A 14,026-nucleotide genomic window follows, 5' to 3' on the forward strand; every position below is an offset into this window, starting at 1 on the left:
ATTCTTTATATACCATGGCCCCCGGAGTTAAAAAACATAACCTATGAATTTTTCAGGAGCTTTTTCCGGCTCTCCGCACTCGCTATTTTCTGTATTTGGGCGGCTCGTCTGCGACGAGCCGCCCAAATACAGAAAATGAGCTCAGACAAATGCTGCGATCCGGGCTAGGGTCGCAGGCTTTTGTTAGCGATGAGAGTTTAAATATTAAAACCTAACAGGTTTTAGAAACCTGTTAGGTTTGATCCAGGTCCTGTCTGAGCACCATATCTCATTATCAATGGGTTCAGATAAATGGTACTAATGACCATCTTATATCGTTAATATGAATTTTTTAACACTTAAGAACACCTAAGTTTTTTTAGTTGATCACCATGAAAAATCATCAGTTCGCTTAAGAAAAATCAAAAATTTTTTAAACTTGTGCTATTTTTATACGTACAAAAGGTTTAGCCTCGTTTTCTGCCATAAAATGGGGCGCACTTTAGCGGCACGGTCTCTCAGAAACTGAAAAAACGTTTTTCAAGCTCCAGATATTCCTGTTCGGTAATTATTTTCAGGAACCTGATCCAGTTTTGGTTTCATTCACTAATTCTTCAACCTTTTCTTTTTTTTATACTAAAATTTCAGCTTCTGAAATCGCCTGCATAGTTTCCCGGCTTGGCAATCCGGAAATAAATGTAGAACAGGAAGCAATAAGATCATTGGGAAATCTGAAACAGTAGGTCATGTCTTTCCCTTCTTCAGAAATATAAAAGGAACGGAAAATCCCGGATTGTATAAAGGCGATTTCCTTACATTTTTCACCTTCTCTTACAAAATACTCATTTTTATCCAGTGTTCTTTCTTCAAAGAGCGACAAAAAATGGGTGACCTCAGCTTCGGAAAACAGGGCGAGATTTTCAAAAAACTGTCGGAGCATGACGATTGGAATTTATGCAAAAATAATAAAACGCTTGCGAATTCCCTCTAAAAAGTAAAATCACCTCCGACTTGAGGTGATTCTACTGCTTTGAATTACTAAGTATATGAAGAGATGAAATGATGTCTTTTTGTTGAAACAAAGATACACCCTCTCCATCTTCAGCACCTCAGGATAAACCCTGTAATTTTTCCGTAAAAATACGGTTGCACAATTAAAAAAGCCCTATACAAAAAGTATAAGGCATTATTTTTACAGATTATTTTATTCTTTTACAGCGGACTTACCAGTTCCAGGAACCAGTCTTTAACCTCTCCTTCCAGATAAGGACCCAGCTTCTCTTCACACGTTCTGTGATAAGCGTTCAGCCATTCTATTTCCTTTTCAGAAAGAATCTCTCTGACAATGGTATTTTTGAAGAACGGACAGAATGTAAGTGTTTCAAACTCATAAAAGGTACCGTGGATGGTTTTCTCAGCTTCTTTTACCGCAATTAAATTTTCGTGACGGATTCCATACTCCCCTTCTAAATAATAGCCCGGCTCATTGGAACATACCATTCCTACAAGAAGATCCTGTGGGTTCATATCTTTTCTGATGTTCTGAGGCCCTTCATGAACGTTCATAAAACTTCCTACACCATGACCGGTCCCGTGGTTGAAATCTTTCCCTTCCATCCATAACGGAAGTCTAGCAATAGCATCCAGATGAACACCTTTGGTTCCCTTCGGGAATTTTACCATCGATAAACGGATCAGCCCCTGAAGAACTAAGGTAGAATTTCTTTTAAAATCATCAGAAACAGCTCCCAGCGCCAATGTTCTTGTAATATCCGTGGTTCCTTCCAGATACTGACCTCCTGAATCTACCAGGATGCTTGCGTCATTGGTCACCTCTTTGCTTCCTTCACTTTTTGCGGAATAATGCATAATGGCACCATGTTCTTTATATCCGACGATACTTCCGAAACTTTCACCCACAAAATTTTCACCTTCGGCACGGAAACCTCTCAGCTTTTCACCGATTGAATATTCATTCATGGCTTCTTTCCCTGCGTTATGGGTGAGCCAATACAGGAATTTCACCATGGCTACACCGTCTCTCACCATCACTTTTCGGAAGCCTTCCAGCTCAGTTTCATTTTTCTGGGCCTTCATTACATTCCCGGGAACCGGAGCTTTGATGAATTCATTGTCAGATTTCAATGCTTCAAAGATAGACTGGTTGCTGGTAGGAGAAACCAGGACTTTTTCACCGTTAAATACCTTAAGATGATTGTAAAATTCCTCATAAGGCATCATCTTCACGAAAGACTCATCCATCTGCTTTCTGGCTTCCACTTCCAATTTCTCCAGGTCGGTAAACAGGATCGCATCATTTTTAGTAATGATCAGGTATCCCAGAAATACAGGATTGCTCTGTACATCACTTCCTCTCAGGTTTAAGGTCCAGGCTACATCATCAAGACTTGATATGATATGAACGGTGGCTTCCTGTTCTTCCATTTTCTGACGGATCGCAGCAATTTTATCGATAACCGGTTTTCCCGATCTTTCTACAGGATGTATGAAGATAGGGTTTTTAGACGGTGTTCCCCGGTCGGTCCAGATCTGCTTAAGAAGCGGATGATCTACCAGCGTTATATTTTTTGATTGTAATTTCTGCGTTAAAAGCTCCCAGTTGGCATGGGAAGTAGCTACAGCATTTACCGCCACTTTTCCTTCGGCCGGGATTTCAGAGATGATCCAGTCGATATAGTTGGGCGTCCCTTCCATTCCGTCTTTGAAAAGATCAATTCCGGATCCGGCTAATTCAATAGGAGCCTGTGTGAAGTATCTGCCGTCTGTCCAGAGTCCGGCTTTATCTTTTGTAACGACCACAAAGCCTGCAGATCCCAGAAATCCCGACAGCCAGGATCTTTCCTGCCATTCTTCCGGCAAATATTCACTCATATGCGGATCTGCTGAATATACTATAAATGCATCAACATTATTTTTCTGCATTTCCTCACGAAGCGCAGCTACTTTTTCCCTTGAAGTCATTTTTCAATATTTTTTAAAAGGTGAAGTTACAACTTTTTTGAGGTCCGGAAATACATCACGAGCAGTTTTTGGATCTTTGCATATAATTTTACCTGAATTCTGCCGTTCATATAAATTCTCTTCCAATGCGGACTACAGAAATAAACGGAACTTACATTATTTTTATTTTTTCACCATTTACCCGGAAACTTCTGCAGTCTGTCGGTGGTAAAACCTCATGATCATTAATTCATTAAAAATCAGTCATTAACAGAATATAATTTTACACCTTCTTGAATGACATTTAATATTAAATGCGTCGTAAAACTACTTGGTATTAAAAATTTAAAGTTTTGGAAAGATTATTGTAGTAGGTATTTCATGGAAAAGCAGAATTATAAAAATCACAGGAAGTTTTATCCGCCGCATCATTTTATATATCTCCCCGTCTTAATTCTGTCAGAAGCTTTCGGGATCTATAAGGTATACCAGGATGAACAGCATCAGCTAAGCTGGATTTTATTCTCCGCTGTTATTTTTCTGATTTTCTACCTTGCGATTATGGTCAGACAGCATTATGCGCTGGGACTTCAGAACCGGCTGGTACGACTTGAATTCAAACAGCGGTATTTTGAGCTTTTTAATCATCGCTCCGATGAAGTGGAAGAAAAACTGACGTTTGACCAGATTGCCGCATTAAGATTCGCGTACGACGATGAATTCAAAGAACTTTTGGATAAAGCCCTTCATGAAAATATACCCGGGGATGCCATTAAAAAGTCGATTAAAAGCTGGCGGGCTGACCGACACAGAATTTAAGATATAATATCAAATCAAATAATAAACATTAAAAAATAGATTATCATGAAAAAATTGAGCTTGTATAGTATGACCATATTCAGTTTACTGTTATTAACAAGTTGTGAAGCAGTAGAGACCATCTTTAAAGCAGGAATGTGGTGGGGAATTATTTTAGTGGTAGGCGTAGTAGCCGTTATCTTATGGCTATTCTCAAGGGGTAGGAACTCTTAACCAGAACTTATGGATAATTCAGAATTAGACATTATTTCCCATCTGAAACCTTCTAAGATTGTCAAGATTATGAAAGATCCGGAGGCTTCTGCAAAGGCGGTAAATCTTATTTACACGTCCGATGCAGAATCTGCCGGTATCATCCGGAAAAAGAAAGGAAAAAAATATTCTTACTTCAAGGATGGTGAAAAAATAAAAGACAAAGATGAGATCAAGCGTATCAACGGACTGGTTATTCCTCCGGCGTGGGAAAATGTATGGATCTGTGCCTTAGACAACGGGCATCTTCAGGCGACGGGTTTTGATGTAAAAAAGAGAAAACAGTACCGATATCATCCACTTTGGAGTGCCCTTAGAAATCATACAAAATTTTACAGGATGCTGCAGTTTGGCTATGCCTTACCGCAGATGAGACTGCATATCGAACAGGATCTGGCTTTAAGAAATTTTGAAAAAAGAAAAATTTTAGCGTTAATCGTAAGTTTAATGCAGAAAACGAATATCCGGATTGGAAACAATGCATATGAAAAGTTATACGGATCATTCGGATTAACCACTTTAAAAGGAAAGCACGTAAAGATAAACGGCCAGAAAATGACTTTTTCTTTCAAAGGGAAAAAGGGCGTTATGCATAATGTTAATCTTAAAAGCAGAAGACTGTCCAGATTGGTTCAGAAATGTAAGGAGATTCCGGGAAAAGAACTGTTTCAGTTTTATGATGACGATGGCAATCACCATACGATCGATTCCGGAATGGTGAATAACTACATCAAGGAAATCAGCGGTGAAGATTTTACGGCAAAAGATTTCAGAACCTGGTCCGGAACCGTCAATGCACTGATTGCTTTTAAAGAGATCGGTTATGCGGAAACCAATACCGAATACAAAAAGAAGGTGAAAGAAGCCCTGGAAAGGGTCGCCTCCCATCTGGGAAATACCAGTACCGTGTGCAGAAAATATTACGTTCATCCTCTGGTGATCAACCTTTATGAGAACAATACCATCAAAAAATATCTTGACGAGCTTGAACAGATCGAAGAGAATGACGGCAAGGCTGATTTAACCCAACAGGAAAAATTAGTTCTTAAAATTCTGGAAACGGAAAAGATGTAAGAAAATTAATAATTAATGCCCTGGGACAGTAGGTGGAAAATCTTCACCTTCAGTCATTTTCATCACTTTCTCACTTTCATCGTAAAAAACATCAACAGGTCCTGATAAGAATCGGATGAAGTCTGCAGCACACTTCTGAGGAGGAGAGGTGATCTCAAATGGACGGTGTCCCAACTGTCCTGTTGACGTGCCTTCATCTATTTTCTTAATTACATAGGTTCCTTTTATCAGGCCCTTACAGTCCTTCTGGTTAATGGTAATCTGAAACCGGTTCTTATCCATAAAGTTTAAAAGGTCAGGCTTTGAGGAGTCCGTATTCAGATAAAGTCTGCCCTCACTGTAATTTTTCAGGTCAAAATACCACTTTGAACCCTTTAAAGTGCTGTTCAGTAATCTATCATCAGGAATTTTATATTCTTCCATCTGTTTTATCGGCGGAACCGGCTCGACCTTTTTTTCCTGTGCTGCGCCAGAATAATTTGTGAAAAACATAATGAAATGAGAAATAATTTTTTCATTTTCTAATGGAATTAGTTTCAACCAAATATATCATAATTATAACCATAAAACGAAATCGTTTGTATCAATTTTCTGTACAGATTAAATGTTGTAAATTTGTATCATTAGCAAATTAAAAAATAATACAACGTAATATGTCAAAAGCAATTTCGCAAGTACCATTTGCAGTTAATGAACCGGTAAATTCTTACGCGCCGGGAACTCCAGAAGTAAAAAGCCTGATCGCCCAATACAAAAAAATGTGGGCTGAGAAAATAGAAATTCCAATGATCATCAATGGTGAGGAGGTTACAACGGGTGACACTGTTCAGCTTCAGTCGCCACAGGATCATGCGCATGATTTCGGTTTTTATCACAGAGGAACCATGCAACATGTAGATGACGCGATTAATTCTGCACTGGCTGCTAAAAAGGAATGGAATGAGCTGGGCTGGGAGCACCGTGCGGCCATCTTTTTAAAAGCGGCTGATCTGTTGGCGGGACCTTACAGAGACGTCATCAATGCAGCAACCATGATCGGGCAGTCGAAAAATGTTCACCAGGCTGAAATTGATGCTGCCTGTGAATTTATCGATTTCCTGAGATTCAATGTAGAATTTATGACAGAAATGTATTCTGAGCAGCCGGTTTCTGATACAGGAATCTGGAACCGTGTAGAATACAGACCTTTGGAAGGTTTTTGTTTTGCGGTAACCCCGTTTAATTTTACGGCGATTTCCGGCAATCTGCCTACCTGCATGGCCATGCTTGGAAATGTCGTGGTCTGGAAGCCTTCTGACAAGCAGATCTACTCTGCAAAAGTAATTATGGATGTTCTTACTGAAGCCGGTCTTCCGAAAGGGGTAATCAATATGATCTTCACAGATGGAAAAGAAACGGCTGAAAAAGTGCTTGCCCACAGAGATTTTGCAGGTCTTCACTTTACAGGGTCTACCAAAGTATTCCAGGGAATGTGGAAAATGATCGGAGACCATATTCACAACTACAGAACTTATCCTAGAATCGTCGGAGAAACGGGAGGAAAAGATTTCGTTATTGCTCATCCTTCCGCCAATGTAGAAGCGGTGGCTACTGCCTTGGTAAGAGGAGCATTCGAATACCAGGGTCAGAAATGTTCTGCCGCTTCCAGAGCGTATATCCCTCAATCACTTTGGGCTGAGGTGAAAAAAGTAATGGAAACTCAGATCGGATCTATTAAAATCGGTTCTCCTGAAGATCCTTCAAATTTTGTCAATGCTGTAATCGATAAAAATTCCTTTGAAAAATGCAAAGGGTATATCGACAGAGCGAATGCATCAGGTGAGGCTAACGTGGTAATCGGTGGAAAAACAGATGATTCCAAAGGATGGTTTGTTCACCCTACCGTTATCGAAACCACCAATCCTCAGTATGAAAGTATGGTGGAAGAAATTTTCGGACCGATCTTATCTGTATTTGTTTACGAAGATCAGGACTGGGCGGAAACTTTGAAACTCGTAGATTCTTCTTCTCCTTATTCATTGACAGGATCTGTATTTGCACAGGACCGATATGCCGTGAATGAAGCTTTCAAAGCATTGGAAAATGCTTCCGGAAATTTCTATATCAATGACAAGCCAACCGGAGCAGTGGTAGGTCAGCAGCCTTTCGGAGGTGGCAGAGCATCCGGAACCAACGACAAGGCAGGATCTAAAATGAATCTCCTGAGATGGACTTCGGTAAGAAGTATTAAAGAAACTTTTGTTTCTCCGAAGGATTATAAATATCCGTATCTTGGATAATCAGCACATTCAGTAGTGGACATTATACTTTTGTTCATTAATTTTCATACAGCCTCAGAACTTTAGCTCTGAGGTTTTTTTATAGCCTCCCCTTATCCGTAAAAGTAATGCTGCTGCTCATTTCACAACATACAATGTAATTAGACACCTATATTATTAATAAGTTATAGGCTGATTTAGTGGTATTTATTAATAAAAAAAAATTATTTCGGAATAATTTTTGAGTGCTTAACAATACACTAACAACAAAATATAAGATTATGAAAAAGTCATTGTTAATAGCAGCAATTATCGGATTATTTGCAGTGAGCTGCGGAACCAAGGAATCTTCGATGTCCACAAACAATACAGATTCAACGGCAATGGACAGTTCGGCCCAACGATCACCATCTACAACGATGGATACTGTTACGACCACTACTGCAAATCCTGACAGCACCAGAGTTACCGATTCTGTAGCTGCCTCTCCGACAAACAGATAAACCATTGTTAATCTTAAAATCCAAAATTCCCAGATAACCACTGGGAATTTTTATATTTTACGCTGACGGATCTCCAATTTCAAAGAATTTTAAAGTATATCCTGGCAGTACAACCCCACCCTCCGTTGTATTGAAATTTATCAAGCTCTTTTTACTTTTTACTTTTTACTTTTTACTTTTTACTTAATAATGATTATATTTGATTACTACTAACATTAAAGAAATTTACTATGAAAAAATTATGGATCGGAGCTGTGATCGGCCTGTCTGTTTTAGGAAGCTGCGCTGATAAAAAAGAAAACAGGGAAGAATATAAAGATGAGCATGACAAAAGTCCGTTCAGAAATGATCTGGGCGATTCTGCTGTGGCCCATTCGGACCGCAATACTGCTGCTGATACGGCAACCATAAAAACGGACAGTACGAAAACAAAATAATCAGAACCGCAGTATTTAGACTGCACCCAAAAGTTTAGACAAAATTGAATAATATTTTGATAAGAAGAGTTCGGTATTGTACCGGACTCTTTCCCTTTAGATCAAGTCTAATTCTGTTATTTTTGCCTTTTATAAGTCAGCTGAAAAAACCTGAAATCCCTTTTAAATCGACCTGCGATCATCCGGCGCAGCCCATATTCATACAAACAACTAAATTCATTAACGATGGATCGGATAAGAACTGTTATACAAAATGTATTCAAGCCAAAAAAACTTCCCGATCATCATCAGCTCTGTCAGGTGTAACTATTTTTCATTTCTTCCGACTGATGTATTTACATAATGATTACATTTGTAATTATTAAAAATATTTATGAAAAAATTAGCCATATTATCCTCCCTATGCATTGGTGTCCTGGCATTTGCTCAGGGAATTAAATTTGAAGACAGCAATTTCACCGCGATTCTGGCGAAAGCAAAAAAAGAAAATAAACTGGTATTTGTAGATGCCTACGCTTCCTGGTGTGGCCCATGTAAACTGATGGTGAAGAATATTTTCCCATTGCAGTCGGTGGGAGATTATTATAACAGCCACTTCATCAATGCCAAAATCGACATGGAAAAAGGAGAAGGAATAGGTCTCGCTAAAAAATATAATGTCAAGGCCTTCCCTACCTACCTGTTCATCAATGGAGACGGTGAAGAAGTGCACAGAACTTTAGGATACGTTGAAGAAAACGATTTTATTCAGTTTGCCAAAGATGCCGGTGATCCTAATAAAAGATTAGCTGCTTTGAAGCAAAAATTTGAAGAGGGTGAAAAAGATCCTGAATTTCTGAAAAATCTTGCCGGGCTTACACTGTATACCGATGCTCCTTTTACAGGCCGGGTATTGGAACGTTACTTCCAGTCTAAGCAAAACTTGGATCAGGAAGATGTTCAGATGTTACTGGCCGGAACCCAAAGCACAGAAAGCCCGTTGTATAAAATTTTTAAAGAAAAGAAGGCAGATATTATAAAAATTCTCCCTGAAACCCAATATCAAATGTTCGATAAGAATATAAAATTTACGACTGTTCTGAAGAAGTCCTATAATGCTGATTCCAAAACATGGGATGATGCGTATTTTATGAAAGAAACCCAAAGTTTTTTAAGCAAAGAGGAAGCTGAAAAGATGCTCAAGAAGTCCAAAGCCAACAGTGCTTTGAAAAATAAAGATATCGCCACGTATGAGAAATTAACCCTCGAACTTTACAAGGATCCATCTTCTATAAGTTCTGAAGAACTCAATTTCCTGGCATGGAATTACTTTGAAAATGTAAGCACCAGGTCTTCATTAGAAAAAGCCATAAGCTGGGCTCAGGAATCTGTAAAGAAAAGCGAAAACTATGCGAACACCGACACTTTAGCCAATCTCTATAACAAAATTGGAGACAAAAAAAATGCTAAACTGTGGGCGGAAAAATCGGTCCAGCTGGCAAAAAGTACCGGACAGGACGCTGCGGACACGGAGAAATTGCTGAAAAGTCTTTAATTAACGGAAAATACAATAGAAAGGCGGGCCAATGGCCCGCTTATTTTATTTGTACATGTTACGATTTTATGAATTAGTTGTTATATACTAAAACCTGCATTTTGGTAAGCATTGCTTCTGTATCGCCACTGTAGCCTAGATAACCGGTAGGGTTATAATTGACAAACTGGGTTCCTCCTCCTCCTTGATTTCCCCAGCTGCTATACTTAACAGTAAAAGTATAAGTTCCTTCACCCAGAGTAACAGATTTAAGGAAAGTTGTGGGAACTGGTAGATTAATAAGGCCTGGATCTCTGGACGAAACCATTGAAACAAATGCTGATGAAATCTTGACATTATTCTGATGTAACTCAAAAGCCCCCTGAGAAGAGAGGTTTGTTCCCACCATGTAGCCTGTAATATTGAACATAAATGTTTGCGTTTTCCCGGCAGGAACGGTCAAAGTAATGGTCACTCCGGGAACATCAATAGTCTGTCCTTGGGTGGCCGTCGCTGTTGTTGTTCCCTGCACATAATAGGCATTACTGATGGTACCACTTACGGTATTCAGGGTTTGCCAGGCTGGCGCTGCTCCTGCTCCCCCTGAAACGAGGATCTGCCCGGAGGTTCCTGCGCTTCCTGCGGCAGAAGCCGTTCCGCCTACATTGATTTCATTGGTTACCTGTAGAGAGCCGTTCACGTGTAAAGTTTTTTGCGGAGTTGGAGTATTAACGCCTACCTGGGCATTGCAGATCAATGGAAACATCAAAATGCCAAATAATAAATTGTTTTTCATTTTTGTAAAGTTTAATCTTTAATAATTATTAATTTTATAATACTTTCACTTGTATTTAGTAAAATTATCAAAAAAAATATAATCAATGAGAAAATTAAGTGTAAATAAAAAAACTTAACTAAAAATTCACAATAAGAAGAATAATTTAATTAAAAATGAAAAGAAGGTGTATCATAACTAAACGGTGTGGTTGAGAATCGTTTAAACGAAAACCTATTTCGTATAGGGATACAGAAAAATTTCATAAAAAAGGCCGTTTTCACAAGTTGTGAGATGGCCTCCTGTTATCTTAAATTTAAAATATTAGTACTTAAACAATACGCTTACCCGGGTGGATCCATTTCCGAAAGCAGAGAGAAGTACGGGATCCCCTCATTTGACTTTTTCCAGCTCAATCGCTTCATGTAAGGGGATAGGAATAGAAGCAGCAGTTGTATTTCCATATTTCTGGATATTATTATGGATTTTTCATCCGGTAAGCCAAACTTCTGCTGAACAAACTGGGCAATCCTCAAGTTCGGCTGATGCGGAATGAACACGTCTACCTCTTGTATGGTTTTTCCTTCTTTATCCAGTGCTTCCTGCATGGTTTCCGGAAACCTGGTCACCGCTATTTGAAAACAAATTCCCTGTATGAGCACTGCATTATTAATTGGTATCAATATACATACTATATGATTTCACTAATGGGAAAACCGGATAAACTTCAGTTCTCCGGATAGCTGTAAAGACCAACGTTGACATTTACCCAATGACTGATCTAATAAATATATTGCTTACTCTCCCAAATACGTTATTGAAAGTGAAGATTTAGAGATCCTAAAGGGTCGGGTCATAACCATTTGTATGCTAAAAGTATCTCCCACGTTAAAGTAATCTAATCCAGCCGTGGTATGATTAACTTCATTTGTCCTTTCCGAGTATCCACTGCTCGATAAGGAAATGCTAATTGTATTTTTTCGAATTCTTGTTTGGCCTGTCCCCGAAGTTTCACCACTGGCATTGGCACTCATATCAAATGAAGAATAGGATATCAGCTGGTAATACCCCGCTTTTAAAACAGTGAAAATTCCAGTACCAGAATTATAAGATACCACAGAGGGATCCATTTTCGGTGTCGAATTATACATAATCGTTGTCCATGTACCGGCGGTAGAAGCAGTTTGCAATCCTGATCTTATAGCGACTCCACTAAGACGTACCACACTGTCTGCAGGACTGATGACTTCCTGCCAGCTGGGGGCTACTCCGGGGCCGTTGGATTTTAACACCTGTCCGGCAGTTCCTGCACTTCCCGCAGTGGTGGCTGTCCCTCCTACGTTCAGTTCATTGGTGAATTGTAAAGATCCGTTAACGTGCAATGTTTTCTGCGGAGTCAAAGTGCCTATACCTACTCTTCCGGAATTGGCATCGGTAAGATACATCAGTTCATTAGGCGTTTGTCCAACGCTAAATGACAAATAGCGTGTACCATCTGCATTGACGGTAGAGGTGTCTCCAAAGTTGATCCGTGAAATAAGGCCACCGGCAGCCGAAGAAGCCGTTCTCATACTGATTCCATAATTATCGGCACGGTTACCGTAGCCAATTCCATCGTGTCCTACATTAATATCTAAAGCTTCTTTAGTGGCAGAAGCTGTTGCCGCAGCATTCAGGAACTGGCTTCCTTCCACATGCAGTTTTCTGGTAGGGGCAATACTGCCGATTCCTACTCTGTCGTTGGCTGCATCCACGGATAAGGTGGTGCCGTCTACTGAAAAAGCATTGGCGGCAGTACCGGTAAATGACAGGGTATTTCCGCCCTGGGTCACCACTCTGTTTGAAGAAAGGCTGCCGTCTGTATTATAAATATTAAAGGATGAGGCAGGGGTAACTGCGGGATTCAGTTTTGTCCATGCAGTACCATTATAATAATAGTATCCTACGGTGTCGACATTCACTGCACTGCCTGACTGGGTTCCGGTAGCAATACTATTTACGTAAATCAGTGTAGAAACAGGTACACCGGTCATACTTTGAGCTCTTTGGTGGTCCACACGGGGAATCAGGAGACCGTCTACATTGGTGGCAGCGCCTGTGGGATTCTTTGCCGTAATATCCAGAGAGGCGGCAGGTGCTGCGGTATTAACCCCAACCTGCGCATAATACATTAAGGGAAAAAAAAGAATCCCCAATAATAAATTAGATTTCATTTTTGTAAAATTTAATAGTCAATAAATATTAATTTTATAAATATTTTTCATTTGTATGGTGCAAAACTATTATAAAAATCATAATCAACGGCAAAATTAAGTGTAAATAAAAAAACTTAACTAAAAATTCACAAAAAGAAGAATAATTTAATTAAAAATGAAAAAAGTGGATATAAAATCCACTTCTTCTATCTTTAAGTTCAGGTCTAATATTGAAACAATACGCTTCCCCAGGTGAATCCACTTCCGAAAGCGGAGAGAAGAACGAGATCTCCTCTTTTGACTTTCCCTAATTCAATCGCTTCATGTAGAGCGATAGGAATAGAAGCAGCAGTTGTATTCCCGTATTTCTGGATATTATTATGAATTTTTTCGTCCGGCAGTCCAAATTTCTGCTGAACAAACTGAGCAATCCTTAAGTTCGCCTGATGCGGGATGAACATGTCTACCTCTTCTATGGTTTTTCCTGCTTTATCCAGTGCTTCCTGCATGGTTTCCGGAAATCTGGTCACCGCATGTTTGAAAACAAAATTTCCGTTCATGATCGGGTATACTTCTTTATCGGTTACCTGTTCAGGCTCTTTCCTCATCCTGTCGCTCCACCCGAATTTCGAACCTGGGAACTGCGTACATAGCTCATCGGCATATTTTCCTTCGGAATGCATATTGACGGCTAAGATATCTCCTGCATTTTCATCTTCCGTGGCAGAAAGTACAATAGCACCTGCCCCATCGCCGAAAATCACGGAAACGCCTCTTCCTGCGTCAGAAAAGTCTAATCCGAAGGAGTGAATTTCAGCGCCCACCACCAGAATGTTTTTATAGGTTCCTGATTTGATGAATGCATTCGCCACACTCAATGCATAGACAAAACCCGAGCATTGGTTTCTCACATCCAGCGCTCCGATGGTGTCACATCCCAGCATATCCTGTAATAATACGCCGCAACCCGGAAAATAATAATCCGGTGAAAGGGTGGCAAAAATAATATAGTCGATATCACCAGCGGTTAAACCTGCTTTTTCCAATGCTTTTTCTGATGCCCTGAATCCAAGATAGGCACTGGTTTCCTGAGAATCGTTTCTGTTTTTCCGGTGCCTTCTTTCTTTAATGCCTGTTCGCTCTGTGATCCATTCATCATTGGTGGTCATTAATTTAGCTAAATCATCATTCGTTACAACATTCTCCGGAACATAAAAACCAATTCCCTTTATTGTACTTTTAATCATATAGTTTTTTTAA

At 39.6% G+C, this 14,026-nt stretch carries 13 protein-coding genes and 1 pseudogene; 7 read left to right on the plus strand and 7 right to left on the minus strand.

The annotated features are described in order from the left end of the window. Positions 1-610 precede the first annotated feature (610 nt). Together ODZ84_RS07530 and ODZ84_RS07535 are read right to left on the minus strand one after the other, a co-directional pair. Positions 611-919: a Crp/Fnr family transcriptional regulator gene (locus tag ODZ84_RS07530; protein WP_266176366.1), complete on the minus strand. Its 309-nt coding sequence runs from the start codon at positions 917-919 to the stop codon at positions 611-613. A 272-nt stretch (positions 920-1,191) separates the two neighbouring features. Then, positions 1,192-2,961: an aminopeptidase P family protein gene (locus ODZ84_RS07535; RefSeq protein WP_266176367.1), complete on the minus strand. Its 1,770-nt coding sequence runs from the start codon at positions 2,959-2,961 to the stop codon at positions 1,192-1,194. A 360-nt stretch (positions 2,962-3,321) separates the two neighbouring features. On the opposite strand from ODZ84_RS07535, the gene ODZ84_RS07540 reads away from it, so the two are divergent. From ODZ84_RS07540 to ODZ84_RS07550, 3 genes are read left to right on the plus strand one after another with little or no spacing between them, the layout of a single operon-like run. After that, entirely contained in the window at positions 3,322-3,759 is a 438-nt protein-coding gene (locus ODZ84_RS07540) for a DUF6526 family protein (protein ID WP_266176368.1), read from the plus strand. A 45-nt stretch (positions 3,760-3,804) separates the two neighbouring features. After that, positions 3,805-3,972 carry a phosphatidate cytidylyltransferase gene (locus ODZ84_RS07545; protein WP_266176369.1) on the plus strand — a complete coding sequence of 56 codons (168 nt, stop codon included), beginning with the start codon at positions 3,805-3,807 and terminating at the stop codon, positions 3,970-3,972. A gap of 9 nt (positions 3,973-3,981) precedes the next feature. Then, complete coding sequence (locus ODZ84_RS07550; protein WP_266176370.1) at positions 3,982-5,085, plus strand: DNA topoisomerase IB; 1,104 nt, start codon at positions 3,982-3,984, stop codon at positions 5,083-5,085. 12 nt (positions 5,086-5,097) lie between these two features. Here ODZ84_RS07550 and ODZ84_RS07555 read toward each other — a convergent pair whose 3' ends face one another. Next, positions 5,098-5,577: a hypothetical protein gene (locus tag ODZ84_RS07555; RefSeq protein ID WP_266176371.1), complete on the minus strand. Its 480-nt coding sequence runs from the start codon at positions 5,575-5,577 to the stop codon at positions 5,098-5,100. 161 nt (positions 5,578-5,738) lie between these two features. On the opposite strand from ODZ84_RS07555, the gene pruA reads away from it, so the two are divergent. The 4 genes from pruA (at position 5,739) to ODZ84_RS07575 (ending at position 9,817) form a co-directional block, all read left to right on the plus strand. Beyond that, a complete protein-coding gene (pruA, locus tag ODZ84_RS07560; RefSeq protein ID WP_266176372.1) occupies positions 5,739-7,364 on the plus strand; it encodes an L-glutamate gamma-semialdehyde dehydrogenase in 1,626 nt (541 codons plus the stop codon). A gap of 260 nt (positions 7,365-7,624) precedes the next feature. Then, positions 7,625-7,846 (plus strand): cytochrome C551, encoded by a 222-nt coding sequence (locus ODZ84_RS07565; protein WP_266176373.1) that lies wholly within the window; start codon positions 7,625-7,627, stop codon positions 7,844-7,846. A 230-nt stretch (positions 7,847-8,076) separates the two neighbouring features. Continuing rightward, positions 8,077-8,283: a hypothetical protein gene (locus ODZ84_RS07570; RefSeq protein WP_266176374.1), complete on the plus strand. Its 207-nt coding sequence runs from the start codon at positions 8,077-8,079 to the stop codon at positions 8,281-8,283. 373 nt (positions 8,284-8,656) lie between these two features. Next, the gene (locus ODZ84_RS07575) at positions 8,657-9,817 is read left to right on the plus strand and encodes a thioredoxin family protein (protein WP_266176375.1); all 1,161 of its coding nucleotides are present in this window, start codon (positions 8,657-8,659) and stop codon (positions 9,815-9,817) included. Between the two features lie 73 nt (positions 9,818-9,890). On the opposite strand, the gene ODZ84_RS07580 is transcribed toward ODZ84_RS07575, so the two are convergent. The 4 genes and pseudogenes from ODZ84_RS07580 to ODZ84_RS07595 form a co-directional block, all read right to left on the minus strand. Beyond that, entirely contained in the window at positions 9,891-10,592 is a 702-nt protein-coding gene (locus ODZ84_RS07580; protein ID WP_266176376.1) for a hypothetical protein, read from the minus strand. A 303-nt stretch (positions 10,593-10,895) separates the two neighbouring features. Continuing rightward, positions 10,896-11,212: pseudogene (locus ODZ84_RS07585) on the minus strand (3-oxoacyl-ACP synthase III family protein); the annotation flags it as partial. A gap of 156 nt (positions 11,213-11,368) precedes the next feature. After that, the gene (locus tag ODZ84_RS07590) at positions 11,369-12,784 is read right to left on the minus strand and encodes a hypothetical protein (RefSeq protein WP_266176377.1); all 1,416 of its coding nucleotides are present in this window, start codon (positions 12,782-12,784) and stop codon (positions 11,369-11,371) included. 206 nt (positions 12,785-12,990) lie between these two features. Then, positions 12,991-14,013, minus strand: a complete 1,023-nt coding sequence (locus ODZ84_RS07595) for a 3-oxoacyl-ACP synthase III family protein (protein ID WP_266176378.1) — start codon at positions 14,011-14,013, stop codon at positions 12,991-12,993. Between the last annotated feature and the right edge of the window lie 13 nt (positions 14,014-14,026).

Origin of the sequence: Chryseobacterium fluminis (assembly GCF_026314945.1) — a bacterium.
GTDB lineage: Bacteria > Bacteroidota > Bacteroidia > Flavobacteriales > Weeksellaceae > Chryseobacterium > Chryseobacterium fluminis.

Bases quoted from the DNA above. Each gene is read 5' to 3' on its own strand.
- ODZ84_RS07535 (WP_266176367.1), bottom strand. From the start codon at position 2,961: ATGACTTCAAGGGAAAAAGTAGCTGCGCTTCGTGAGGAAATGCAGAAA.
- ODZ84_RS07590 (WP_266176377.1), bottom strand. From the start codon at position 12,784: ATGAAATCTAATTTATTATTGGGGATTCTTTTTTTTCCCTTAATGTAT.
- ODZ84_RS07530 (WP_266176366.1), bottom strand. From the start codon at position 919: ATGCTCCGACAGTTTTTTGAAAATCTCGCCCTGTTTTCCGAAGCTGAG.
- ODZ84_RS07555 (WP_266176371.1), bottom strand. From the start codon at position 5,577: ATGTTTTTCACAAATTATTCTGGCGCAGCACAGGAAAAAAAGGTCGAG.
- ODZ84_RS07540 (WP_266176368.1), top strand. From the start codon at position 3,322: ATGGAAAAGCAGAATTATAAAAATCACAGGAAGTTTTATCCGCCGCAT.
- ODZ84_RS07595 (WP_266176378.1), bottom strand. From the start codon at position 14,013: ATGATTAAAAGTACAATAAAGGGAATTGGTTTTTATGTTCCGGAGAAT.
- ODZ84_RS07575 (WP_266176375.1), top strand. From the start codon at position 8,657: ATGAAAAAATTAGCCATATTATCCTCCCTATGCATTGGTGTCCTGGCA.
- pruA (WP_266176372.1), top strand. From the start codon at position 5,739: ATGTCAAAAGCAATTTCGCAAGTACCATTTGCAGTTAATGAACCGGTA.
- ODZ84_RS07565 (WP_266176373.1), top strand. From the start codon at position 7,625: ATGAAAAAGTCATTGTTAATAGCAGCAATTATCGGATTATTTGCAGTG.
- ODZ84_RS07580 (WP_266176376.1), bottom strand. From the start codon at position 10,592: ATGAAAAACAATTTATTATTTGGCATTTTGATGTTTCCATTGATCTGC.
- ODZ84_RS07570 (WP_266176374.1), top strand. From the start codon at position 8,077: ATGAAAAAATTATGGATCGGAGCTGTGATCGGCCTGTCTGTTTTAGGA.
- ODZ84_RS07545 (WP_266176369.1), top strand. From the start codon at position 3,805: ATGAAAAAATTGAGCTTGTATAGTATGACCATATTCAGTTTACTGTTA.
- ODZ84_RS07550 (WP_266176370.1), top strand. From the start codon at position 3,982: ATGGATAATTCAGAATTAGACATTATTTCCCATCTGAAACCTTCTAAG.